Annotated in this window: 23 protein-coding genes; 18 read left to right on the top strand and 5 right to left on the bottom strand. The window is 46.6% G+C overall.

All coding sequences use genetic code 11. From position 1 onward, the window contains the following. Positions 1 to 31: 31 nt before the first annotated feature. Positions 32 to 1,450 (bottom strand): PLP-dependent aminotransferase family protein, encoded by a 1,419-nt coding sequence (locus tag KFE96_RS17535; RefSeq protein ID WP_255833838.1) that lies wholly within the window; start codon positions 1,448 to 1,450, stop codon positions 32 to 34. Positions 1,451 to 1,543: 93 nt separating this feature from the next. Here KFE96_RS17535 and KFE96_RS17530 point away from each other — a divergent pair, with 93 nt between their 5' ends. The 3 genes from KFE96_RS17530 to KFE96_RS17520 are packed head-to-tail and all read left to right on the top strand — an operon-like array spanning position 1,544 to position 3,183. Then, on the top strand, positions 1,544 to 2,203 hold the full coding sequence (locus KFE96_RS17530) for a pyridoxamine 5'-phosphate oxidase family protein (RefSeq protein ID WP_255833837.1): 660 nt from the start codon (positions 1,544 to 1,546) through the stop codon (positions 2,201 to 2,203). Continuing rightward, positions 2,203 to 2,511: a DUF1272 domain-containing protein gene (locus tag KFE96_RS17525; protein ID WP_370650525.1), complete on the top strand. Its 309-nt coding sequence runs from the start codon at positions 2,203 to 2,205 to the stop codon at positions 2,509 to 2,511. The genes KFE96_RS17530 and KFE96_RS17525 overlap by 1 nt, the downstream gene beginning before the upstream one ends. After that, positions 2,512 to 3,183: a GNAT family N-acetyltransferase gene (locus KFE96_RS17520; RefSeq protein WP_255833836.1), complete on the top strand. Its 672-nt coding sequence runs from the start codon at positions 2,512 to 2,514 to the stop codon at positions 3,181 to 3,183. It begins immediately after the preceding gene. Here the strand turns inward: KFE96_RS17520 and KFE96_RS17515 are convergent. Both KFE96_RS17515 and KFE96_RS17510 read right to left on the bottom strand, forming a co-directional pair. Further along, entirely contained in the window at positions 3,180 to 4,088 is a 909-nt protein-coding gene (locus tag KFE96_RS17515; protein ID WP_255833835.1) for a DMT family transporter, read from the bottom strand. The genes KFE96_RS17520 and KFE96_RS17515 overlap by 4 nt on opposite strands. A 66-nt stretch (positions 4,089 to 4,154) precedes the next feature. Next, entirely contained in the window at positions 4,155 to 4,676 is a 522-nt protein-coding gene (locus KFE96_RS17510; RefSeq protein ID WP_255833834.1) for a DnaJ domain-containing protein, read from the bottom strand. A gap of 185 nt (positions 4,677 to 4,861) precedes the next feature. Between KFE96_RS17510 and KFE96_RS17505 the strand changes: the two genes are divergently transcribed. From KFE96_RS17505 to KFE96_RS17490, 4 genes are read left to right on the top strand one after another with little or no spacing between them, the layout of a single operon-like run. Next, positions 4,862 to 5,539 (top strand): DNA-3-methyladenine glycosylase I, encoded by a 678-nt coding sequence (locus KFE96_RS17505; protein ID WP_255833833.1) that lies wholly within the window; start codon positions 4,862 to 4,864, stop codon positions 5,537 to 5,539. A gap of 47 nt (positions 5,540 to 5,586) precedes the next feature. After that, a complete protein-coding gene (locus tag KFE96_RS17500; protein ID WP_255833832.1) occupies positions 5,587 to 5,982 on the top strand; it encodes a hypothetical protein in 396 nt (131 codons plus the stop codon). A 45-nt stretch (positions 5,983 to 6,027) separates the two neighbouring features. Next, positions 6,028 to 8,064, top strand: a complete 2,037-nt coding sequence (locus KFE96_RS17495) for a TonB-dependent receptor (protein WP_255833830.1) — start codon at positions 6,028 to 6,030, stop codon at positions 8,062 to 8,064. An 18-nt stretch (positions 8,065 to 8,082) separates the two neighbouring features. After that, on the top strand, positions 8,083 to 9,321 hold the full coding sequence (locus KFE96_RS17490) for a PepSY domain-containing protein (RefSeq protein ID WP_255833829.1): 1,239 nt from the start codon (positions 8,083 to 8,085) through the stop codon (positions 9,319 to 9,321). Between the two features lie 232 nt (positions 9,322 to 9,553). Here KFE96_RS17490 and KFE96_RS17485 read toward each other — a convergent pair whose 3' ends face one another. Together KFE96_RS17485 and KFE96_RS17480 are read right to left on the bottom strand one after the other, a co-directional pair. Beyond that, positions 9,554 to 10,087 carry a hypothetical protein gene (locus KFE96_RS17485; RefSeq protein WP_255833828.1) on the bottom strand — a complete coding sequence of 178 codons (534 nt, stop codon included), beginning with the start codon at positions 10,085 to 10,087 and terminating at the stop codon, positions 9,554 to 9,556. 141 nt (positions 10,088 to 10,228) lie between these two features. After that, positions 10,229 to 11,788 (bottom strand): phosphoenolpyruvate carboxykinase, encoded by a 1,560-nt coding sequence (locus tag KFE96_RS17480; RefSeq protein WP_370650606.1) that lies wholly within the window; start codon positions 11,786 to 11,788, stop codon positions 10,229 to 10,231. 353 nt (positions 11,789 to 12,141) lie between these two features. On the opposite strand from KFE96_RS17480, the gene KFE96_RS17475 reads away from it, so the two are divergent. From KFE96_RS17475 to KFE96_RS17425, 11 genes are all read left to right on the top strand, one after another. Beyond that, positions 12,142 to 12,852: a response regulator transcription factor gene (locus KFE96_RS17475; RefSeq protein ID WP_255833826.1), complete on the top strand. Its 711-nt coding sequence runs from the start codon at positions 12,142 to 12,144 to the stop codon at positions 12,850 to 12,852. 101 nt (positions 12,853 to 12,953) lie between these two features. Next, the gene (locus KFE96_RS17470; protein ID WP_255833825.1) at positions 12,954 to 14,510 is read left to right on the top strand and encodes a stimulus-sensing domain-containing protein; all 1,557 of its coding nucleotides are present in this window, start codon (positions 12,954 to 12,956) and stop codon (positions 14,508 to 14,510) included. Positions 14,511 to 14,549: 39 nt separating this feature from the next. Further along, the gene (locus tag KFE96_RS17465; RefSeq protein WP_255833824.1) at positions 14,550 to 14,990 is read left to right on the top strand and encodes an HPr kinase/phosphorylase; all 441 of its coding nucleotides are present in this window, start codon (positions 14,550 to 14,552) and stop codon (positions 14,988 to 14,990) included. Next, positions 14,983 to 15,882: an RNase adapter RapZ gene (rapZ, locus tag KFE96_RS17460; protein WP_255833823.1), complete on the top strand. Its 900-nt coding sequence runs from the start codon at positions 14,983 to 14,985 to the stop codon at positions 15,880 to 15,882. Before KFE96_RS17465 ends, rapZ begins: the two co-directional genes overlap by 8 nt. Positions 15,883 to 15,920: 38 nt before the next feature. Beyond that, entirely contained in the window at positions 15,921 to 16,319 is a 399-nt protein-coding gene (locus KFE96_RS17455) for a PTS sugar transporter subunit IIA (RefSeq protein ID WP_255833822.1), read from the top strand. A gap of 7 nt (positions 16,320 to 16,326) precedes the next feature. Then, on the top strand, positions 16,327 to 16,608 hold the full coding sequence (locus KFE96_RS17450) for an HPr family phosphocarrier protein (protein ID WP_255833821.1): 282 nt from the start codon (positions 16,327 to 16,329) through the stop codon (positions 16,606 to 16,608). Positions 16,609 to 16,734: 126 nt separating this feature from the next. Beyond that, positions 16,735 to 18,021: an adenosylhomocysteinase gene (gene ahcY, locus KFE96_RS17445; RefSeq protein ID WP_255833820.1), complete on the top strand. Its 1,287-nt coding sequence runs from the start codon at positions 16,735 to 16,737 to the stop codon at positions 18,019 to 18,021. Between the two features lie 43 nt (positions 18,022 to 18,064). Continuing rightward, a complete protein-coding gene (gene metK / locus KFE96_RS17440) occupies positions 18,065 to 19,231 on the top strand; it encodes a methionine adenosyltransferase (protein ID WP_255833818.1) in 1,167 nt (388 codons plus the stop codon). 105 nt (positions 19,232 to 19,336) lie between these two features. After that, the gene (locus KFE96_RS17435; protein WP_255833816.1) at positions 19,337 to 21,688 is read left to right on the top strand and encodes a PAS domain-containing sensor histidine kinase; all 2,352 of its coding nucleotides are present in this window, start codon (positions 19,337 to 19,339) and stop codon (positions 21,686 to 21,688) included. Between the two features lie 11 nt (positions 21,689 to 21,699). After that, the gene (gene tsaE / locus KFE96_RS17430) at positions 21,700 to 22,185 is read left to right on the top strand and encodes a tRNA (adenosine(37)-N6)-threonylcarbamoyltransferase complex ATPase subunit type 1 TsaE (RefSeq protein WP_255833814.1); all 486 of its coding nucleotides are present in this window, start codon (positions 21,700 to 21,702) and stop codon (positions 22,183 to 22,185) included. Next, on the top strand, positions 22,185 to 22,919 hold the full coding sequence (locus KFE96_RS17425; RefSeq protein ID WP_255833812.1) for a nucleotidyltransferase family protein: 735 nt from the start codon (positions 22,185 to 22,187) through the stop codon (positions 22,917 to 22,919). The genes tsaE and KFE96_RS17425 overlap by 1 nt, the downstream gene beginning before the upstream one ends. The last annotated feature ends 1 nt before the right edge of the window (position 22,920 follow it).

Genomic DNA, 22,920 nt, shown 5'->3' with positions numbered 1-22,920 from the left:
TTTCGGTAACGTTACTATGGACAGGAATTGATTAATAGTCTGTTTCTGAACGGATGGTATTTGAGAATTTTTTCAGGCGCTCTTCTAAATCAATATCCGGTATATCGGCAAACCCGAGAAGCATACCGTGCTTTTTGCTTGTAGCTCTGAAGCATTGACTCAGGGGAGCAGCGCCAATAGCTGCATTATGTGCTAGTTCGCACCACCGTGTGTCTTTGCCTAACACTGTACTGTGTGGGGTGGCAACCAGATGCAAGCCGCCATCGCTCGGCAAAAGAGCAAACAAGTCTCCAAGATGTTTGGTGAAAAGCTCAATGAAGGTCTTTTGTCGCCGGCCATGTATCTTTCGTAGTTTACGGATATGGCGTGCAAACTCACCACTTTCCATAAAGGCATGAAGGCTTAGCTGGTTTACAAGGCCAGGATAGCTATCGATTGCTTTCCTGAATGTTAGTACCGGCTCGATCAGGTGTTTTGGGATTACGAGATACCCCAGCCTGAAGGCGGGGAATATGGTTTTTGAAAATGTTCCGCCATAGATAACACGTTTACCGCCATCAAGACCTTGCATGCTGTTAAGTGGACGCCCGCTATACCGGAACTCGCTATCATAATCATCCTCAAGGATGAGGCTTTCTGTTTCATATGCCCATTTGAGCAGCTCCGCTCGCCTACCATGTGGCATGGTATAGCCGTGAGGGTACTGCCGGGATGGACTGGTGACCAGCAGGCCTTTTGTTTGTTTGGGTAACGTAGCACCAGATGTATCAATGGGTAGGTTATGAATTGGGAAGCCACTAGCTTGTGCTGAAGCAACAAGACCGTAGTATCCTGGGTCCTCCAGAATAATCTGATCGTCACTGTGAAGAAGTGATTTTGATAAGATGAATAAACCTTGTTGCAAACCCGAAACGATCATTATTTGTTCATGGTTACACTTAATGTTGCGGCTTGCTTGTAGGTATTCTGCGATATTCTGTCTGAGAGGATAATACCCCATTGGGTCGTCGTGATGGAGCTGCTGCTTCGTTACTTTCCGCCATGCTTTGTTAGTGTATTTAGTCCAAATTTCATGGGGAAATTGATCAAGCGCTGCCATGCCTGAATGCAGGTTTGAGCTTGCAGTATTTCCAGAAGGTAGAGGTGACGAATAAGCTGGTTCCCCAGCGTTTAAAAATTCATCTGGAACTTTATGGCAACTGAAGGTGCCTGCGCCCTTCCGGGTTTCCAAATATCCTTCCGCAACGAGTTGCTCATAGGCATAAACCACTGTGTTCCTGCCAATACCAAGTCTTGATGCCAGCATGCGGGAAGACGGCATTTTAATGTCTGGCTTGATAGTACCGCTTAGTATCTGATCTCTGATTTGGTCATGCAGTTGTTCCTGCAAGGTGTGTTGGCCTGCTGGAGAAAGGGAGAAGTGCCAGAGATCAGCTATAGAGTTTTTCATAGTGGTTCTATCATTTTTATAAAAAATGGTTCTTCTAATAGGATTACTTTAACGTCACTTTTGCCATAGTTAAAGGCACAAGGTAGATAGATTATGGCTGACGGTAGTTTTGAAATTAATCCTCGCAACCGCGTAAAGCGTGGACATAACAGAGCACTTTATGACGAAGCGACAGTATACGGCATCTTGGATAGTCATTTTCTGTGCCATGTGAGCTTTGAGATAGAAGGGCAACCACACATTATTCCCACGTGTCATTGGCGAGAGGGTAATAAGCTTTATTGGCATGGCAGTAGCAAAAGCATGATGATCCGGCATTTGGCCGCAGGGAAGCCTGCAGCCGTAAGTGTAACGCATTTGGATGGTTTAGTGTTGGCACGTTCGGCTTTTAGTACCAGTGTTAATTACAGGTCTGTAATTTGTTACGGCATGCCAGAACTGGTTACAGATGAAGCAGAATTTGACCGACAGATGGAGCTGTTTTTTGAAATGCTTGCCCCTGGGCGGTGGCCTCAATTAAGACCAATGACAGATCAGGAAAGAAAAGCCACCGGGCTTCTTGTGATGGAAATTGAAGATGCTTCAGCAAAGGTTCGGTCAGCACCGCCAGGTGACGCAGAAGAAGCAGAGTATCCGGTATGGGCTGGTGTCGTGCCTTTTAGTACCAGTCAGCAATCGGCTCAAGTTGCACCGGAAGGCGAAAGAGCACCTTTAAATCATGGCTTAATGCCCGAGTATGATTGGAACCGATAATGCTTGAGATGCGCCCCAACTGTGAAAATTGTGATTGTGATCTACCTTCGAATAGTAGGGAGGCCATGATCTGTAGCTATGAATGCACTTTTTGTAGGGATTGTGTGGAAGATGTTTTGGAAAATGTTTGCCCCAATTGTGGAGGAGGTTTTTTCCATCGGCCTTCACGGGTGCAAACCGAACACTGTTCAGGTGTATCGCTGCAGCATCAACCCGTATCTAGAAAGCGCGTTCTGAAGCCGGTGGACAAAACATCACATGCAGTTTTTGCACAAGAGATTAAAAACATCCCGCCGGAGCAAAGGTAAATGACACGTAATTTGAAAAACTGGGTAGGGTGCAAGCATCCGGGCCAAGAAATATGTGTGGGTAGCTATGCCATTATCGAACCATACCAAAGGCAAGAACATTTAGCAGGATTGTTTGCTGCGGTGGGTGGTCAAGAAAATGCTGAAATCTGGCACTATATGCCGGTTGGGCCATTTCTTAGCGAGGCTGATTTCGCAAACTTCCTATGTAAAGTGCATGAAGAGGGTGATTGGGAAACGCTTGTTATCAAAGAGCGGGCATCAGGTGAAATTCTGGGGATGTTCAGCTTGATGCGTATCCGTGCAGAGCATGGCAGCGCGGAAGTAGGGTGTGTAGCTTATGGCGCTAAGCTAAAGCGCACTAGAATTGCCACAGAAGCCCTTTATCTGCTGGCGGCACATTTGTTTGATAATCTAGGGTACCGGCGTTTTGAATGGAAATGCAATTCGGCCAATCAAGCGTCTATGAGTGCTGCGATACGCTACGGCTTTCGTTTTGAAGGTGTTTTCCGTAATGATATGGTTTCAAAAGGCGTTAACAGAGATACAGCTTGGTACGCTATGATTGATAGCGATTGGCCAGAGTTAAAAGCTGGATATCAAGCGTGGCTTGAACCCATTAATTTTGATGCCCTAGGCCAACAAATCGAAAAACTGGAAAACTTCCATTAAGTTCTGTCGGCGTTGAAAGCAGGGCTTTGTCGCTTTTGGTAAAGCGCAATGGTGATGCCTCCCAGAATGAAAATTAACCCAATGGCTTCAAGCATGTTGGGAATTTCATTCAGGATAAAAAAGGCCAGCACCGTCGATATCACGGGAATAAGGGAATTGATAACTGTCGCTTTGGCCGCACCCATCAAAGCGACACCCTTGGAGAATAAAATCACAGCAAGCGCGCCAGATAAGGCACCTTGCCAAAGCCCCTGAAAGATAATTGTGCTGGTGGGGAGCGCCTCTAACCCTGGCTGGTTTGTAAAGAGATAATAGATCCCCATAATAAAGGTGGAAACAAGAGCAATTCGCGCTGTTAGCAGAATGGCATCTGTCGGCCATATCCTGAGCATTAAGGTGTAAGTGCCCCACATTAAACCGCCTACGAAAAACAGTGTATCCCCGAGAAGTGATGCTTGATCACCGCCTGAACTGCCCCCGAAAGCCAGAAGGCCTAATCCAGTTATAATTGCGCCGCCACCCAGAAGGCGATTTCTGGTTAATCGGTCTTTTAATATAAAATGGCTGGAGAGGAGCCCAAATAATAAAACGGTGCCAGGAATGATAACCCCACCATGAGTAGCGTTGGTGTATTGAAAGCTGGTAGATACCAGAAGGCTGTAAGGCGCCCCGGCAAGGATGGTGAGAAAAATCACCTGTCCCCATGCTCTGATCGTATTTTTCCCGCGAAACAGAAAAGGTAGAAGAATAGGAAAAGCAACTAAGGTTCTGAGGAGAACAACTTGATAGGGGCTTAGATTGTCTTCAATTGCAAGTTCAGTAACAACCGGCCAGCCACCCCAAATGAGGGTCGCAATAGCCCCCATTATCATGCCTTTGCGCATTTGCTGTGGATCGGTTGTCATCTTGAGCCTTCAAAGCCATACGGGAACGATGAAAGAAGGTAGAGTGAACTGGATGTAAAACCAGTTTTAACCAGGGAAGTTTTTCTCGCGGAGCAGGTCATAAGCTTGTTGAACTTGATGGAACTTTTCCGCTGCCACGCTATCGCCCGGATTGGTGTCAGGATGGTAAAGCTTTGCAAGCTTCCGGTATTGGCGTTTAATTTCTTCCTGAGTTGCTGTGCTGTCGACCTCAAGCGTATCGAATGCAGATTGCTCTGTGGATGTGAAACCGTCTTCATCCATCGCACCGCCCCATTCGAAGGTTTTGGCGCTTGCGAACGCGTCTGAGCTTTCACTTGAATCATGCATGTGGCGCTGAGCTTCCTCGTCGCTCATACCTTGGAAGAAATCCCAGTTACGGTTATATTCCGCCGCATGTTTTTTGCAGAAATACCAGCGTTCATTAGAACCAGGGGATTTCGGCGCGGGATGAGGTCCTACCTCATTACAGCCAACATAATCACACATTTGGAGCGCTTCTGTTTCTTTGTTGAGGCCATATTCACCCCAACGAGGAAAACCAAAACTTTTAATATAGTCGCTTGCCATAACTCTTTAACACAAAGCCGTTTATGGCCTTGCCCCGTGTGATTACTCAGTAATATTAAACACCTTATCTTTATGAAGGCATCAACCTATATATTTAAAGGAATTCCTCGAGAGGGTCCAGTAAATAGGCTGGACCAGAATGCTGCATATCCATAAGTTATTATAAACTAAAAAAGGAAATTACTGTGCGTACGTTTGATGAACTTGTTGAAATGGCGGTGGCTTATCGGGGAAGTGCTGATGAAGTACTGAGCCTGATGCCAGATATCCTTTCAGCTGAAGAAATCAAGCAAATGGGTGATGACCGTATTTTAGCGGCGATGGCCCAAGCCGTTTTTCAGGCCGGTTTTAGCTGGAAAGTGATCCGTAATAAGTGGCCGGGCTTTGAGGAAGCGTTTGAAGGTTTTGTACCTGTACGTTGGAAATTTATGTCGGACGATGATCTGGATAGCTTGCTCAAAGATACACGTATCGTCCGGCACGGCGCCAAAATCCTTTCTGTACGAGACAACGCAATCCTGCTTTGTGATCTGGAATATGAATATGGTTCTGCCGCAAAATGTATTGCTGAATGGCCTCAGGATGATTTCGCAGGGCTCGTAGAAATGCTCAAGAAACGTGGAAACCGTCTTGGCGGTAATAGTGGCCCATATTTCTTGCGGTCTATTGGCCGGGATGGTTGGGTGCTTTCACGAGATGTGGTGCAGGCCCTGATAAGAGACGGCGTTGTGGATAAAAACCCGACATCGAAAACGGCCTTGCGCGCTGTACAGGCTGCATTCAGTAAATGTGCTGCAGAGAGCGGTCGGCCGTTTGCTCATATTTCTCGAGCACTTGCGCTTAGTGTTGGCCCCAACATGTAACAATATATCCGGTTGTGGCGCTTTGGTTTCTATGATACCGGAGCGTTATGAGGAAGCGGCTTAACAACAATATATTCCTGAAAACAGTGCAATATATGCTTATTGCGCTGGTTGTTTTCGTGCAGGGACAAGCCGCCGTTAAAGCTACAGAGCACGCGGCCAGTGGTGGCCTTGGCTATCTTTGTGGCGAAAGCCGCCTGCCACCAGCTGCCGTTGCTAACATCAAATACCTACTGGCCCTTCAAGGGGAGGAGGTAGATGGTACTGCAGCTGATTGTGAATTCTGCTTCAATTTTGCCGCCACTGAAAATGATACCAGCTACCTGAACCTACCCATTTTTGTTGCGGTATCGGATAGCGGCGCGATTATAGAGGCGACAGGCCCTGATTACCGTTCATCAGTGTTTGTGCCTGTTGGGCTTAGAGCACCTCCAATCTTTTAACTTTTGCTTTCGAAATTTGAATCAAAGTTAAAAGAGTATCAGACAATGAAATACCTTTATCTGGCTGCATTTGCGGCCTTGCCTGTGCTGCCTGCAGCAAGTGCTTTAGCACGGACTGAGACTGAACCATCTGAGGCGAATACCGATGATATTGAAACTATCACAGTGATTGGTGAAGCCGCTTTTAAAAACGCAACACTTGGCGGTACCAACCTCTCTGAGTTGCCGCTCGCGTCTCATGTTGTGAACCGGGCGGAAATTGATCGGTTGCGGTTCGTGGACCCAGACGAACTTCTGGACCGTATCCCTGGCGAAACGCAGGTGAGGAACCTGCGTATTCCGGCTGGTGGTAAAAGCTATACCGTACCGCTTGTAGATGGTTTGCCGCTCGCAAGCCCCTATAATGGTGCAACGCAAGATATCACCACTGTGAATTCGTTTGATATTGAGCGTGTTGAAGTGATCAAAGGCCCATCCTCAGCGCTGTTTGCCAATAATGCTTTTGGTGGTGTGATCAATGTGGTGACGCGTGATGCGCCTGAGGAGTTTGAGGGCCGTGTTTGGGCGGAAGCAGGGTCATTCGACCGCCGCCGAGCAGGCGTGAGTGCCGCAGGTACATTTGGTGATTTTGGATTCTTTCTTGATGCAAACACCCAAAATCTGGATGGCCTTAGAGATACATTTAAAAATGATCGTGATCAGTTCAGCGGAAAACTTATCTACAGCCCATCCGATGCTACTCGTGTTTTTGTGCGTTATGAACATCTAAACAGGGATGAAGTATTCCCCGGTGATTTGCGCGCCAATGAGTTTTTCTCTGATCCAACGGTGGTTGGTCGTACTGCGAGTTCTAATGAACGCACAAAATCCAATGCATACTCTTTCAAACTAGAGCACGATTTCGGCTTTGGTTTTCTTGATTTTGGTGCAGTAAGACGCATTGAAGATGAACAAGGTGATGGCCGCTTTTCTCCGCCGCGTGATACTGCCGACAAAAGCTTTGATGTAAGGCTGAGTTACCGATATGATTTTAAAACGTCAAACCTGATCATAGGTGGTGAAATCTTTGATGGTGATATCCTGACGGACGAATACGCTGGTGATGATATTGCGATGGAAGGTGATGTTCTTACCCGTTCTAACAGCGATCTTCAGATTAAATCTTTGTTTGCTCAGTACAGTATCAACCTGACAGACAGGTTGAACATCACCGTGGGTGTTCGCCATGAGGATATTACGCTCAGAACGGAATTTCTTTTTGATACCACTAATGACCTTAATGATGGTCAGATCTTCGAGCGGAAGTTTAATAACACATCGCCCAAGTTTGGCGTGACATACGACATCACGGATAAAATTCAGATTTGGGGTGGTTATTCTCGCGGTTTCTTGCCGCCTGATATTGGGGATTTATTTCTTGATCGTCCTGAAGCTAATCCAAATCTGGACGCTGAAAAAGCAGATCATTTTGAAGTTGGTGTACGCGGCAATGTTGGTGATGTGAATATCAACACATCCTATTATCACACGCGTATTGATAATTTCCTTGTAACAGAAGATGACGGCGAAGTTGAAACGGTGACTAACGCGGGGCAGGTAACTGTGCAGGGCGTGGAATCAGTTATTGAATATGCACCTAGTGATGAATGGCGTTTCAGCGCTACGCATACATATGCAAAGAACGTTTATGATATTTTCTTTGGTCCCGATGACGACGGTGACAATGATTTAAGTGGTAACCGCATCAGCCGTTCGCCTGATCACCATTTGAACGTACGGGCCGCTTGGTCGCCTATTGAAAATCTGGTTCTTGAAGGCGAAGGTGATTTCTATACCGGTTATTATACACGTGATGATAACTCTATTGATCCGGACGGTAAGTTTACCCGTGGGGAACGGCTTAATTTCCGCGCTTCCTACAGTTTTGGTCAGTGGGATATCTGGTTCCATGCCTTGAACCTGACGGATACGCTTGCTGACCGAGTAAGCTATAGCCCGCCGCGTGGTGGGCGCCCGGGGCGCAGGAATTTCCGCATTATTGATGGCCGTACTTTCTACGGCGGCATTGCATTCAGATTTTAAGCAGGAAGGAACAGGCTTATGCAAAAGCATAAACATCTGAACCGCTGGCTATGGAAATGGCACATTATTGCAGGGCTTATCACCCTGCCTTTGATGATCCTGCTTGCGGTAACCGGGATAATTTACCTGTTTAAAGGTGATTATGAGGATAGTGTTTACAGCCATCTTAAGCAGGTTGAGATTGGTACAGAAACCCTTCCCTATGCGGATCAATTGAAGGCGGCACAAGCCTTGGCTAAGCAGCCGATCACGGGTGTTGTTTTACCAACTGAGCTAACACAGGCGACAGAATTTGTTTCTGGTATGCGCAGAGGCAAAAGTACGATTTATGTGAATCCTTATACGGGTGAAGCTCTGGGCGCAGTGAAAGCTGCTGATACCCTGATGATGACTGTGCGTAAACTTCACGGTGAACTGCTGCTGGGGAAAGGCGGCACTTATACTGTTGAGCTAGCAGCCAGTTGGTTCGTCGTTTTGATCCTAACGGGCATTTATGTTTGGTGGCCATCAACTGGTTTTGCGCTGGCAGGGTTCTTTACGGTTCGGACCAGCAAAGGGAAACGGATTTTTTACCGTGATCTTCATTCTGTTCTGGCTTTTTGGCTTTCAGTTTTCATGCTGGTTTTGCTTTCCGGCGCGATGCCTTGGACCGATATTTTTGGATCTCAGCTTAAATGGGTTCAAGCCCAAACAGATACTGGATATCCCAAAACATGGCAGCGCCCGGCGGGTTTGAAATCAGTGGCTCACGGTCAACCAATATCGTTGGATGCGGCAGTGGAGATTACGAAAAGGTTAGGCTTGAAAGGGCAAATAACCATCAAATTCCCTAAGGGGACAGAAGGAGTTATATCTGTTTCTAACCGGTCATTGCTTTTGCGCCATCAGGAGGTGCTGCATTTTGACCAGTACAGCGGTGACCTTATCAAGCGCCATACATGGGATGATGTTGGTATCCTAATGGATATGCGGCAGGTGGCTATGCGTCTTCACCAAGGGGAATACGGCCTTATCAGCTGGTATGCGGTGTTACTGACCGCCCTTGTTTTTGCCCTCAGCACCCTGGCGGGGTTGATTTCATATATTAAACGGAAGCCTGCCGGGGAATGGGGATTGCCCAAGGTGCCTGACCATTGGCGTGTAGGGTATGGGATCGTCGCACTGCTTGTAATTCTAGCGGCTGTGTTTCCACTTTTTGGGGCGAGCGTGATATTAATTGCGGCGTTTGAAAAACTGAAGAGTTTTAAGGGTGTATAACTAACCAATAGGGGCGAGAGAAGCTCGTCCCTCTTATAGCAATGATAGTGTTATGTATCTTTCCATTGAAAACTATTTATCTGCCTGTATCGCGGCAGGGGATATTAATGGTGACGGGAAGACAAATATAATAGTTGCTAACTTAGGAAGCGGGAATGAAATATATTATCAGCATTAAGATGCTGAGATAGTGTATGGGTATGGGCGCCGACAGCCCATGTTAGTTTATGTGTTATGTATCTGACTTCTTACAAGAAAGATAATCACCCATTTTATAACCGCCTTCGCCGCGTTTTACTTCCCAGGTTACTTCGAACTTTTCAGAGGAATTAATCTGGAAAAGAAAACGGTGTTCCGCAAAAAGAGGGCTCCAAAGCTCTCGTGCATTCAGTAGAAGAGTTGTCGCATCCCAGCTTTCGGCTTCGAACATATCGGTAGAAACGCCCGTCGGGCTCATATAACGGCGGCTCACGATAAGGTTTTGGTTTGGTGCATCGTAGGCCCAGACACTTTCAAGCGTATTGGTATGCCCTTTTGTGCCCACCTGTGTGAAAGTGTAAACTTGGTTGTTGTGCCTGCCTTTAAACTCAATAGTCGCAGCGGTTTTTGTGCCGCCTGCGGTACCGCCTTCGCAGTTCCACTGACCGGAAAGGTTGTTCATAAATTGAGCAAGCTTGACAGGGTCACGTTGATTAACGGTTTGATCATCTGCGACTGCTTCTAGTGAAGTTAAGCCCATGATGATCAGGGCGATGTTTTTTAACATATAGTCTCCTCTAATTAATGGATTTAGAGGATTTATGGTGTGCCTTGGTTATGCACCAGTCACGTTCGCGAGAGATATCAGCTGGATATAAAAAAGCAGAGGCAATTTGCCTCTGCTTAAAATCATTTCATATGCTTTTAACTAAGCAACTTTAGGTGCTGCTGCGTTTACTTCATCATCCACGTGATCCGAGAATGTTTCGAAGTTTTCAACAAACAGTTCAACCAGATACTTAGCTTTTGCATCATAAGCATCTTTATCAGCCCATGTACCACGTGGGTTAAGGATTGCAGTATCAACGCCAGGAACTTCTGTCGGTACATCAAAGCCAAAGTTTTCATCTTTGCGCATTGGCGCATCGTTAAGGCTACCGTCAAGTGCAGCGTGCAGAAGCGCACGTGTTGCCTTAATTGGCATACGGTTACCAGTGCCGTATTCGCCGCCTGTCCAGCCTGTGTTCACAAGCCAGCAGTTTACACCAGTTTCCGCAATTTTCTTACGGAGAAGATCACCATATACACTTGGGTGACGCGGCATGAACGGTGCACCGAAACAGGTTGAGAAAGTAGCTTGTGGTTCTTTCACACCGATCTCTGTGCCAGCAACCTTTGCAGTGTAACCGCTTAGGAAGTGATACATCGCCTGCTCAGGTGTGAGCTTTGAAATAGGAGGTAGAACGCCAAAAGCATCAGCTGTTAGCATGATGATATTCTTAGGCTTCCCACCACGGTTCTTTTCAGATGTGTTCGGGATGAAATCAATCGGGTATGCGCCGCGAGTGTTTTCAGCCAGTGTGTTGTCATCCAGATCAAGCACACGTGTGTGTTCATCCATAACAACGTTTTCTAGTACTGTGCCGTAACGCTTTGTTGTTGCGTAAATTTCTGGCTCTGCCTCTTCTGACAGGCGGATCATTTTCGCGTAACAACCACCTTCGAAGTTAAACACGCTATCGTCTGACCAGCCGTGCTCATCATCACCGATAAGGGTACGGCTGCTATCAGCTGAGAGTGTTGTTTTACCTGTGCCAGAAAGACCAAAGAAGATAGCTACGTCACCGTCAGGACCAATGTTGGCAGAACAGTGCATTGGCATAATGCCTTTTTCAGGCAGCAGGTAATTAAGGATTGAGAAGACAGATTTCTTATTCTCGCCTGCGTATTCTGTACCGCCGATAAGCACAAGGCCTTTGGCGAAGTTCACAGCAATCACTGTTTCGCTGCGGCAACCCATCGTCTCTGGGTTCGCGCGAAAACTTGGTAGATTGATGATTGTGAACTGCGGGTTCATTTCCTGCTGTTCAGCAGCTTCCGGGCGCACAAGCATGGTGCGGCAGAAAAGGCTGTGCCATGCATATTCACCGATCGTGCGAACCGCAACGCGGTTCTCAGGGTCAGAACCACCCCATAGATCCTGAACAAATACATCTTTACCTTTGATGTGCTCAAGAAATGCTTCGTGCAGTGTATCGAACTGCTCGGATGTCATTGGGCGGTTTACTTTGCCCCAATCAACCGTATTTTCCGTATGTTCGTCACGAACAGTAAATTTATCATTTGCGGAACGGCCAGTATGCTTCCCTGTTTTAACAACAAGAGCACCGCCTTTTGCCATCTTGCCTTCACCGCGGCTGATAGCTTCTTCATAAAGCGCTTCTGTACCTAAATTCCAAAATTGATTCCCAGTGCCTGTGATACCCATAGCATCAAGGCTCACTCTGTTCGAGCAGGCGCCAAAGACTTGCAACGTCTTTCCTTCCAGTAACTTTTGGGGCTGCTTTATCGCAACCGATAAAACCGTACGGAACCCTGTTTTTATTATGGGTGGGTTCCTTTATTTTATACTCCGTTTCTAACGAACGGATGAGTCCGCTTAGGATGCTCATAAAAGCTTCAAAATCAACCGGATTCTAAATTTCATTGCAGATGATTGCACATAGGTCACAATCAAGGCGCAACCGCGCCATTATTTTGTCGTAAATCGTACTTAACTCAGAGACTGAAAGTGAGTAGTGTGTACCAAACGGATAGGCACATAATAATAAGAGGGTTTTTATGACGCATTCCATCGCACTTGTTGATGATGATCGCAATATTCTGACATCTGTTACAATCGCGCTTGAAGCGGAAGGTTTCCGTGTTCGCACGTACCCTGATGGGCAGAAAGGCTGGGAAGCCTTGTCGAAAAACCCAGCTGATCTAGCGGTTCTTGACGTAAAAATGCCGCGTATGGATGGTATGGAGCTTCTTCGGAAACTTCGGGAAGTAACTGATATGCCTATCATTCTCCTTACATCTAAGGATGAAGAGATTGATCAGCTTCTTGGGCTTCGGATGGGGGCGGATGATTATATTGGCAAGCCATTTTCTCAGCGTCTTTTGATCGAGCGAATCCGGGCTTTGTTACGTCGTTCTGAAATGCGTCAGCAGGATAAAGTGGAAATACCTGTTGAAGAGGAAGAAGAAAGCCAGATGGTGCGTGGCAAGCTTGTGCTTGATTCGCTCCGTCACAGCGTAACTTGGGACGGTAAAGATGTGACTCTTACGGTAACAGAGTTTCTCATTTTGCAAACGCTGGCTCAGCATCCAGGGCACGTAAAAAGCCGTGACCAATTGATGGATGCCGCTTATTCTGATGATGTATATGTAGATGACCGCACAATTGATAGCCACATCAAACGCCTGCGCCGTAAGTTCCGTGCGGTGGCGGATGATTTTACCGCTATTGAAACACTGTATGGTGTTGGTTACCGTTATAAAGAATAAGCCTGAAGGAGGCGGTTACGCAACCGACACCACAAAATACAGCGAATACTGATCGCCAAGCAACACGCCCTCGGCACTATACCCGAGGGCTTTCGCCCCTTATGACCCGTATTATGGCGGTGAATGTGATGGCGCTTGTTATTCTTGTGGGTAGCGTTCTTTACCTGAACCAATTCCAGCGTAATCTTATTGAAGCTGAAGTGGAGAGCCTCACCATTCAGGCGGAAATTATTGCGGGAGCACTTGGAGAAAGCGCGTCTGTTGGGCCTGAGGCGACAGAAATTGATATCGCGCCAGCACGGGATATTATCACACGCCTTGTAAGCCCCACGGAAAATCGTGCACGCCTTTTTGCACCCAATGGCGGTTTGCTTGCGGATAGCCAGTTTCTTGCGGGCGATAAACGGCTTGTTGAAGAACGACTTGAAAATATTGGTTATAGAGCTGGTTTTCGGGAACGTATTACCGAAAGCCTTCATGCATTTCTTGATAGCTTCACACGGCAACCAGATGTGCCGCCTTCTATTGATCGTCCTTCGGTAAGGGCCAGTGATTTTCTTGAGGTGTCGACCGCGCTGGAAGGGGAACTTACAACTCAGCTGAGGGTACGTGAAGATGGTAACCTTGTAATTAACATTGCAGTGCCTGTTCAGCGTTTCAGGCGTGTACTGGGTGTCATGCTTCTCACGGCTCAAACCGAGAATATTCAGAAAATTGTTCGTGCGGAACAGATGCTGACAGTGAAGATTTTTCTCGGAACATTAATCTTTACAATTTTTCTATCCTTCTTCCTTGGCCGAACATTGGTGCGGCCAATTCGAGTTCTCGCTCGTGCTGCAGAACGGGTAAGGCGCGGCATTGGTCAGGAAGAGCGTATTCCTGAATTTGCTGAGCGTATGGATGAAATTGGCGACCTCTCCCGATCACTCTCTGATATGACCAGTGCTTTATACAGGCAAATTGATGGCGTGGAGCGATTTGCTGCAGATGTGGCTCACGAAATCAAAAATCCGCTTTCCAGTATGCGCAGTGCCCTTGAGACTATTCAGATGACTGATAAGCCAGAGGTACAGCAGAAACTGTTTGGTATCCTTGAGGATGATGTAAAGCGCATCGACAGATTGATCACTGATATTTCCGATGCGTCTCGGGTGGATGCGGAACTCACCCGAGGTAAGATGGCTCGAATTGATTTGGGTGTTATGCTCAATATGCTTGCAGACGCATACCATACAACAGCTTGCAAGGATGGCACCCAGCTTGAGTATTCTGAACAAGAAGCCGATGTGTTTGTTGTGAAAGGCATTGAAAGTCGCCTTGGACAGGTGTGGCGGAACCTTATCGATAATGCACTTAGTTTCAGCCCTGAAAGTGGCACTGTTTTCATAAGCCTCAGCACCAAGGATCGCTTTGTTACGTTGACCGTAGAAGATGAAGGCCCGGGGTTACCTAATGGGGCTGAAAATAAAGTCTTTAAGCGTTTCTATTCCGAGCGACCAAATAGTGAAGAATTTGGTAGCCATTCAGGACTTGGGCTGTCAATTTGTAAGCAGGTGATTGAGGCTCACGGCGGTCAAATATTTGCTGAAAACCGAATGAATGAAGAAGGCAATGTTATGGGGGCCTGTTTTAGAGTTCGATTGCCTGTTGGTCTATAGTCACCCCGGATTAAATTCCGGAGAATAACGGAATTAGGTATGCAGAGAGTACACGGAACAGTGGTTGATATCGCGGGAAGCGGTGTCATGCTTTGTGGCGAATCCGGGAGTGGGAAATCCGATCTGGCTTTGCGGCTTATAGATCGAGGTGCCTGTCTGGTGACAGATGATCAAATATGCTTAACGTCTCGTGAGAAGGGCGTATATGCAACAGCGCCAAAAGCAATAAGGGGGTATCTGGAAATTAGAGGGCTGGGTGTTGTTTCAATGCCAGTTACAGGTGGCTCCTATATACGTCTTATTGTGCATTTAACCTCAGCATTAAATGTTCCGCGTCTGCCAGATAGGGAGGTTGAACACATCCTTGGAGCAGAAATTCACTGTTTAAAGTTAAATGCATTTGAACATTCCACTCCTATTAAAATAGAATTAGCGCTCAGAGATTTATCTCGTATTGGTGGGGGAGGGCCTGGTGACTGATACTAAACCTGCGAAGAACAGTAAGCGTCAACTTGTCATTGTTACGGGCCTTTCTGGCGCCGGAAAATCCGCAGCTTTACACGCTTTTGAGGATATAGGTTTTCAGGCAATCGATAATTTGCCACTTACCATGGTTGCGGGATTGGTAAATGATGCAGTCGCTGGCGCTGAAGAAAGCTCACTGGCGATCGGTGTTGATTCGCGCACTTTGCATTTCTCGCCTGAAGACTTTGTAGGAACTATCAAGCAGCTACGCACATGCGATGATGTAAACCTGCATGTATTGTTTATGGATGCTTCAGACGAAGTGTTGATGAAGCGATTTTCTGAAACACGAAGACCACATCCGCTCGGGGAAGGACAGCTGCTGAGAGCAGCCATAAAGCAAGAGCGCGAAATGATGGTTATTGTGCGCGATTATATCGATGGTATTCTTGATACAAGTGCTCGAACAGGCGCTGAAACCAGACGTATTATTCGCCGAAGATTCGCTGGCGATAATGAACCAAAACTCATTGTAACCTTTATGTCGTTTGGCTTTTCCAATGGTGTACCACGTGATGCAGATTTGGTTCTGGATGTGCGCTTTCTCCGTAACCCTCACTATGTAGAAGAGCTACGCCCCTTCACGGGTAGGGATAAAAAGGTTTCCAACTATGTAAGGGCAGATGAAGGGTTTGCACCGTTTTTAAATAAGGTTGAGGACTTGTTTGATTTTCTATTGCCGCGCTATAAAGATGAAGGAAAATCATATTTGACCATTGCATTTGGGTGCACTGGTGGTCGCCACCGATCTGTAGCAACAGCAGAAGCACTTGCCGCACGCGCAACAGGCGATAATATGGCTGTTAATCTTTATCACCGTGAGTTGATTGGTGATGAAAAGAGGTAACCCGTGTTTGGGTAAGTAGAGTATATAGAGGAATCCTTATGATAGGCATGGTGCTAGTAACCCACGGACGTTTGGCCGATGAATTTGTAGCTGCTACAGAACATGTAGTTGGCGCACAGGATCAAATGAAAGCAATATGTATTGGTCCTGATGATGATATGGAAAAGCGCCGCCAGGATATTATGGATGCTATCAAGGACACCGATAAAGGTGATGGTGTTGTACTTCTTACAGATATGTTTGGAGGGACACCTTCCAATCTTGCGATATCGCTTCTTGAAAAAGATCGTGTAGAGGTCGTAGCTGGCATCAACCTACCAATGCTTATCAAGCTTGCAAGTGTTCGGGCTGATCTTTCTCTGCAGGAAGCAGTTGAAGCAGCGAAAGAAGCAGGTATCAAATATATTAATGTAGCTAGCCAAGTTCTTGGAGCTTGATTCTTTTATGACCGATACAGAAATTTCAAATGAAGTGCAGATTGCGAATCGTCGTGGTTTGCATGCACGTGCTTCTGCTCGCTTTGCTAAGGAAGCTGGGCTTTTTGATGCAAAAGTCCAGGTCTCCAAAGATGGGAACAGTGTTGTTGGTACATCTATTATGGGGTTGATGATGCTGGGTGCTGCCAAGGGCGATAGTATTACGATTGCGGCATCTGGCCTGCAGGCACAACAGGCTCTCGATACACTTATTGCTCTTGTGAGTGATTTGTTTGGCGAAGAAGAATAGTAAAATCAAGGCTTTAATATTTGCCGTTAAGTATCAATTAACCATTATATAAAGAAATCTTTATCTTTTTAGCTTCTGCTGTTATAAGTCATGCTGAATAAAGTTATTCTGTATGCAGGAGCCATCATGACTGATTATAAGATTGCGGATATTTCTCTGGCTGAATGGGGCCGCAAGGAAATCAATATTGCAGAAACTGAAATGCCGGGCCTGATGGCTCTGCGTGAAGAATATGGTGAAAGCCAGCCTCTTAAAGGCGCACGTATCGCTGGTTGTCTGCACATGACAATTCAAACAGCTGTTCTTATTGAAACGCTTACAGCACTTGGCGCTGAAGTGCGTTGGTCTAGCTGTAACATCTTTTCAACACAGGATCAGGCGGCCGCTGCAATGGCTGCTTCAGGTATTCCGGTGTTCGCTTGGAAAGGCGAAACAGAAGAAGAAGCTGTATGGTGTATCCACCAAACCATTAAAGGTCCCGATGGCTGGGTGCCAAATATCATTCTCGATGATGGCGGTGATCTTACACAGATCATGCACGATGATTACCCGGAATTGATGGCAGATATCAAAGGTATCTCTGAAGAAACAACAACAGGTGTTCTTCGCCTCTATGAAATGGCGAAAGAAGGCCGTTTGATGGTGCCGGCTATCAATGTGAATGACAGTGTTACTAAATCTAAGTTCGATAACCTTTATGGTTGCCGTGAAAGCCTTGTAGACGGTGTTAAGCGTGCGACTGACGTGATGATCGCTGGTAAAGTTGCGGTTATCTGTGGTTATGGTGATGTAGGTAAAGGTTCTGCTGAATCTATGCGTAGCCAGGGTGCGCGTGTTCTTGTTACCGAGATTGATCCAATTTGTGCGCTTCAGGCTGCTATGGAAGGCTATGAAGTGACAACTATGGAAGAAGCTGCTTCCTACGGCGATATCTTCGTTACAACAACAGGCAATAAAGACGTTATTACACTTGATCATATGCGCGAGATGAAAGACCGTGCGATTGTTTGTAATATCGGGCACTTTGACAGCGAAATCCAAATTGCTGCACTTGATAACTACAAGTGGGAAGAAGTGAAGCCACAGGTAGATGAAGTTATTTTCCCTGACGGTAAGCGTTTGATTGTTCTTGCAAAAGGTCGTCTTGTGAACCTTGGTTGTGCAACTGGTCACCCAAGTTTTGTGATGTCTGCAAGCTTCACGAACCAGGTTCTGGCGCAAATTGAGCTTTGGAATAATTCTGAAAGCTACGGTAAGGAAGTGTACGTTCTGCCGAAGCACCTTGATGAAAAAGTTGCGAAGCTACATTTAGCAAAACTTGGTGCAAAGTTAACCGAGCTTACTGAAGATCAAGCAAAATATCTTGGCCTCAATGTAGCAGGCCCATTCAAGCCGGAGCACTACCGCTACTAAGCGGTGGTTGCCCACTTGAGCAGTTTTAGTAAAGGAAACGCCCATGAGTGAATATCTCTTCACAAGTGAATCTGTTTCAGAAGGTCACCCAGATAAGGTAGCTGACCGTATTTCTGACGGTATTGTTGATCTATATCTTGGTCAGATGCCTGAGGCACGTGTTGCTGCTGAAACTATGGTTACCACAAACCGTATTATGGTTGCCGGTGAAGTACGTGGTCCGGAAAGTATTACCGCTGATGATATCGAAGCTGTTGCTCGTGAAGCCGTAAAAGAAATCGGTTACGAGCAAGACGGTTTCCATTGGAAAAATGCTGTTTTTGAAAACCACCTTCATGAGCAGTCAGCTGATATTGCAGTTGGTGTTGATGCCGCTGGTAGTAAAGACGAAGGCGCTGGCGACCAAGGTATTATGTTTGGTTACGCATGTGATGAAACAGAAAGCCTGATGCCCGCGCCGATTGATTTTTCACACCGTATTTTGAAATCTCTGGCTGATGCCCGTCATAGCGGTACAACTGAACTTGAGCCAGACAGCAAAAGCCAGGTGACACTTCGTTATGTAGATGGTCGTCCCGTTGGTGCAACAAGTGTTGTTGTGTCCACACAGCATAAAGAAGGTGTTTCTCAAGATGCGCTGCGTGAGATTGTACGTGAACATGTTGAAGGCGTTCTCCCGGATGGTTGGATGTGCCCTGATGATGAGTTCTATGTGAACCCAACGGGCAATTTCGTAATTGGTGGCCCCGATGGTGATTGTGGTTTAACTGGCCGTAAGATCATTGTCGATACATATGGCGGTGCAGCACCTCATGGTGGTGGTGCTTTCTCTGGTAAAGATCCAACCAAAGTAGACCGTTCTGCGGCATATGCCTCTCGCTACTTAGCGAAAAATGTTGTGGCAGCAGGCCTGGCCAACAACTGTACGATCCAACTTGCATATGCGATCGGTGTGTCGAAGCCGCTTGCGGTTTATGTTGATCTTTGGGGTGATAACCCGAAAGTGGACCCTAGCCGACTTGCTAAGGTTCTTCAGGAAATGGTTGATCTCAGCCCACGCGGTATTCGCGAGCACCTCCAGCTTAACCGGGCAATTTACAAACGCACAGCTGCTTATGGTCACTTTGGCCGTACACCAACAGAGGATGGTGGCTTCTCTTGGGAGCGCACTGATCTGGTTGAAGCTCTGAAATCAGAGTTTGGCGTTTAAAAATAAGCTGTTATTTCTGTCTGCTCTTGCCCATGCAGGTAGTTAAAGGCTAATCTCCCTTCATTCCGGTATTGTGCCGGGATGTGGGGTAAAGGGCATCTGTTTATGAGCGCTGATAGCTGGATGGATACAGGCCTGATCATAGTGTTCACACTTGTGGGCATAATTTGGGTCGCATTAAGTCTTTATGCCTTTTGGCGCGCAGGTCGAATGACTGATCGTGCCAGCTCACTGCAAGATCTAGCTGAATTTCTTGATACCATGATTAAAACTGATCACAGGTACCCAATTTGGGTTTGGCCTGATGGTCGTTTGCAGGCAGATGCTGGTGCATTATCGCTTATTGGTATCTCTGGGGTTGTTACAAATCTGGAGGATTTACAGGGGATTGAAGATACCGGGTTACCTGCTGATGTTCTAAATATCGTCCGCTCAAGCATGCAGGAAGACGCAGATCTGCCTGGTCCTCTTGTAGTAGAACGTCAAAAAGATCAATTGGGCCTTATTATTGATATTCAATGGCTTCACGGTAAAGACCCTCGTTGGCCCCATTGTATTATGTGGGTTGAAGAAACCTTTGAAAATACAGCGCGTTCTACAAAACAAAGCGTACGTGCTCTTGAATTGAGGCTGAAGGATTTATCGCGAGTTTTCAATACCTTGCCTTATCCTGTATGGATCCGAGGTGCCGATAACGCAATATTGGAAGTGAATGAAGCCTATGTGAAGGCTGTGGATGGAGAAACTCAGCAAAAAACACTTGATGAAAAGTTGGAGCTTTTTGGCCGAACAGGTGTGAATGCGCTTGATCATGCTCGTGAAAATGGTCACGCAGTTCGGGAGCGTAAGTTCGGGGTTACCGAAGGGCAACGAAGAGCATTCGCTGTTACCCATTCTCCTCTGGATAGTGGTGGTACTGTACTTTCAATTGCTATTGATGTGACAGGTGAAGAAGAGGCGCTATCAGAACTTGCCAGAGTACTCGAAAGCCAGTCAGAAACATTGAACCGGTTAAGAAGCCCTGTGGCAATTTTTGGTCCAGGGCAAATTCTCAGATTTTATAATAGCGCTTTCGCACGCCTTACGCATATCCCCGAAGAACGTCTTTCATCTGAGCTGTCGCATAGTGAACTGCTTGATGTGATGCGAGAAAAGAGACGTTTGCCGGAACAAGCTGATTTCAGGGCTTGGAAGGATAATCTGCTAAAGCAATATACCTCGCTCCTCGAACCGTTTGAGGAAATGTGGCATTTGCCAGATGGAACAGCTCACCGAGTGGTGACACAACCACATCCCTTGGGTGGTCTTCTTATTTTGTTTGAGGATGTAACAGATAAGTTGGCTCTTGAACGATCTTACAATACGCTTATCGCTGTTCAGCAGGAAACGCTGGACAATATGCGCGAAGGGATTGCGGTGTTCGGAACCGATGGTAGATTAGAGTTATCTAACCCCGCCTTCAAAAGCATTTGGAATTTGGCCGATAATGATATTTCAGGACATCCGCATCTTTCCGATTTGGTCGTAGCAATCGAAGGGCGAAACGAGTTGGCCGGAGATGAAAATCAATTTATCTCTAATCTAGCTGTGTGGGCCACTGAACGGGTTCATAAAAGTGGCCGTTTAATCATGCAAAAAGGTACGGTGATCGAATGTTCGCTCGCGCCTCTACCTGATGGGGGTATGATGCTTACCCAAGGTGATGTTACTGATAGTTTTCAGGTGGAAAAGGCGCTCAGGGAACGCTCTAATGCACTTGAAGCAGCGGACAGGCTAAGATCAGAGTTTATCACCAATATGTCTTATGAACTCAGAACACCGCTTAACAGTATTATTGGGTTTGCTGAACTGCTTGATAAGCGTATTTTTGGTGATCTTACCAACCAGCAAGGCGAATATGTAAAAGATATTTTGAGTGCAGCGGATGGCTTGAAACATCTTATCTCGGACGTTCTTGATCTAGCTGTTATTGAAGCAGGAGAAGTAGCTCTTAGCCTTTCGCAGGTAGATGTAGCTGATGCCCTTCAGGAGTCTGCGGCACTGGCGCAGGATTTAGCGCATAAAGTAGACATTATTCTGATGCTGAATATCCCTGCCCCGATCAAGCCAATTGAAGGTGATCAGCGCCGTCTGAAACAAGCTTTTTATAATATGGTTTCCTCTATGCTGAACTTTGCCAGATACGGCGGTAAATTCATGATGGAATTGATTGGCGAAACCGAAACCGTGAAGGTGACCATCAGTAATGCAGACTCTGGCCTCGCACAGCGGGAGCGGGACAGGCTTATTTCGGCTGTTGAAATGGGTGCTACCCCGGGCGGTCGGAACGCGACAGGTCTGGATCTGGCGCTTGTACGTAGTATTGTTCAGTTGCATGGCGGGTCAATTTCATTAGAACCATTCGGCGAAGAAGGATTGGCGCTCAGCTGTACCCTTCCGCGAAAACAACCTTCTTAAGCTAAGCAGTTATGGCTCAACGTAAAATTCAAATTCATTGTAATTCCCAAACAGAAACAGAAGGACTTGCAGCTAAATTGGCGCAAATCGCAAAACCGGGCGATCTGTTTGCCCTAACCGGAGATTTAGGAGCGGGGAAAAGCACCTTTGCACGCGCTTTTATTCGGTCTCTTCTTGATAGCCCAGAGGCAGAAGTGCCAAGTCCAACCTTTACACTTGTGCAGGCATATGAAGGCCCTGACTATCCCGTGTATCATGCTGATTTGTACCGATTACATGATCCAGAAGAAGTATATGATTTAGGGCTTGATGATGAACGGGCTGAAGCGGTGATGCTGATAGAGTGGCCCGACCGTTTGCCAGAAGAATGGCTTCAGGAAGCTTCCGAAATCTCCCTTGTTCGTGCTGAGAAAGTTGGCGGGCAGCAAGGCGATGATGAAGCTCGGACTGTAATGATTACAAGTGATGATGATACGATAATGGCGTTGGGCGAATAATGATGACCAAGCTTCAAACAGCAATGATTTTGGCAGCAGGAAAAGGTACGCGCATGCGTGAGTTATCTGAACAAATGCCGAAACCAATGGTGCTCGTTAACGGTATCTCACTCGTAGATAGGCTTCTTGCTCATGCTGAACAGGCCGGAATTGAGAAAGTGATCATAAATGTTCATCATCTGGCAGGTATGCTTGAACATCATTTGGCGCCCTATACATCTGATGGGTTTGTCGAGGTGTCTGATGAACGTGGTGAGCTTTTGGAAACAGGTGGTGGTGTAAAAAAAGCGCTGCCAAAACTCGGAAATGAACCGTTTTTGGTAATGAATGGTGATGCGCTCTGGGTCGATCGGGCTGGAAGTAATATTAACCGTTTAGCCGAGCACTGGAATTCTGAGGAGATGGATGTTCTTCTTTTGCTCGCGCCAACAAATGAAGCGCTTGGTTACGACGGTGTTGGCGATTTCTTAGGGGCAGGCGACGGCGCTTTTCCAATTGAGTTTCGGGCAGAAGCCCAAGCTGCGCCAAATATGTATGCGGGTGTGCAAATCGTAAAATCCGAAATGTATGACGACATGCCAGATGGCGCTTTTTCCAACTTGGAAATATTCAAAAAAGCCGCTCAAAAGGGCCGACTATATGGCCTCGTGATTGATGGTACTTGGATGCATGTAGGCACACCAGAAGCGGTAGGAGAAGCGGAAGCTAAACTCAAAGAATTGGGGGCTGAATAAT

This window comes from Kordiimonas sp. SCSIO 12603, assembly GCF_024398035.1.
Taxonomy (GTDB): Bacteria; Pseudomonadota; Alphaproteobacteria; order Sphingomonadales; family Kordiimonadaceae; genus Kordiimonas.
The sequence above is the reverse complement of the archived record's forward strand: the minus strand, read 5'-3'. Positions and strand labels throughout refer to the sequence as shown.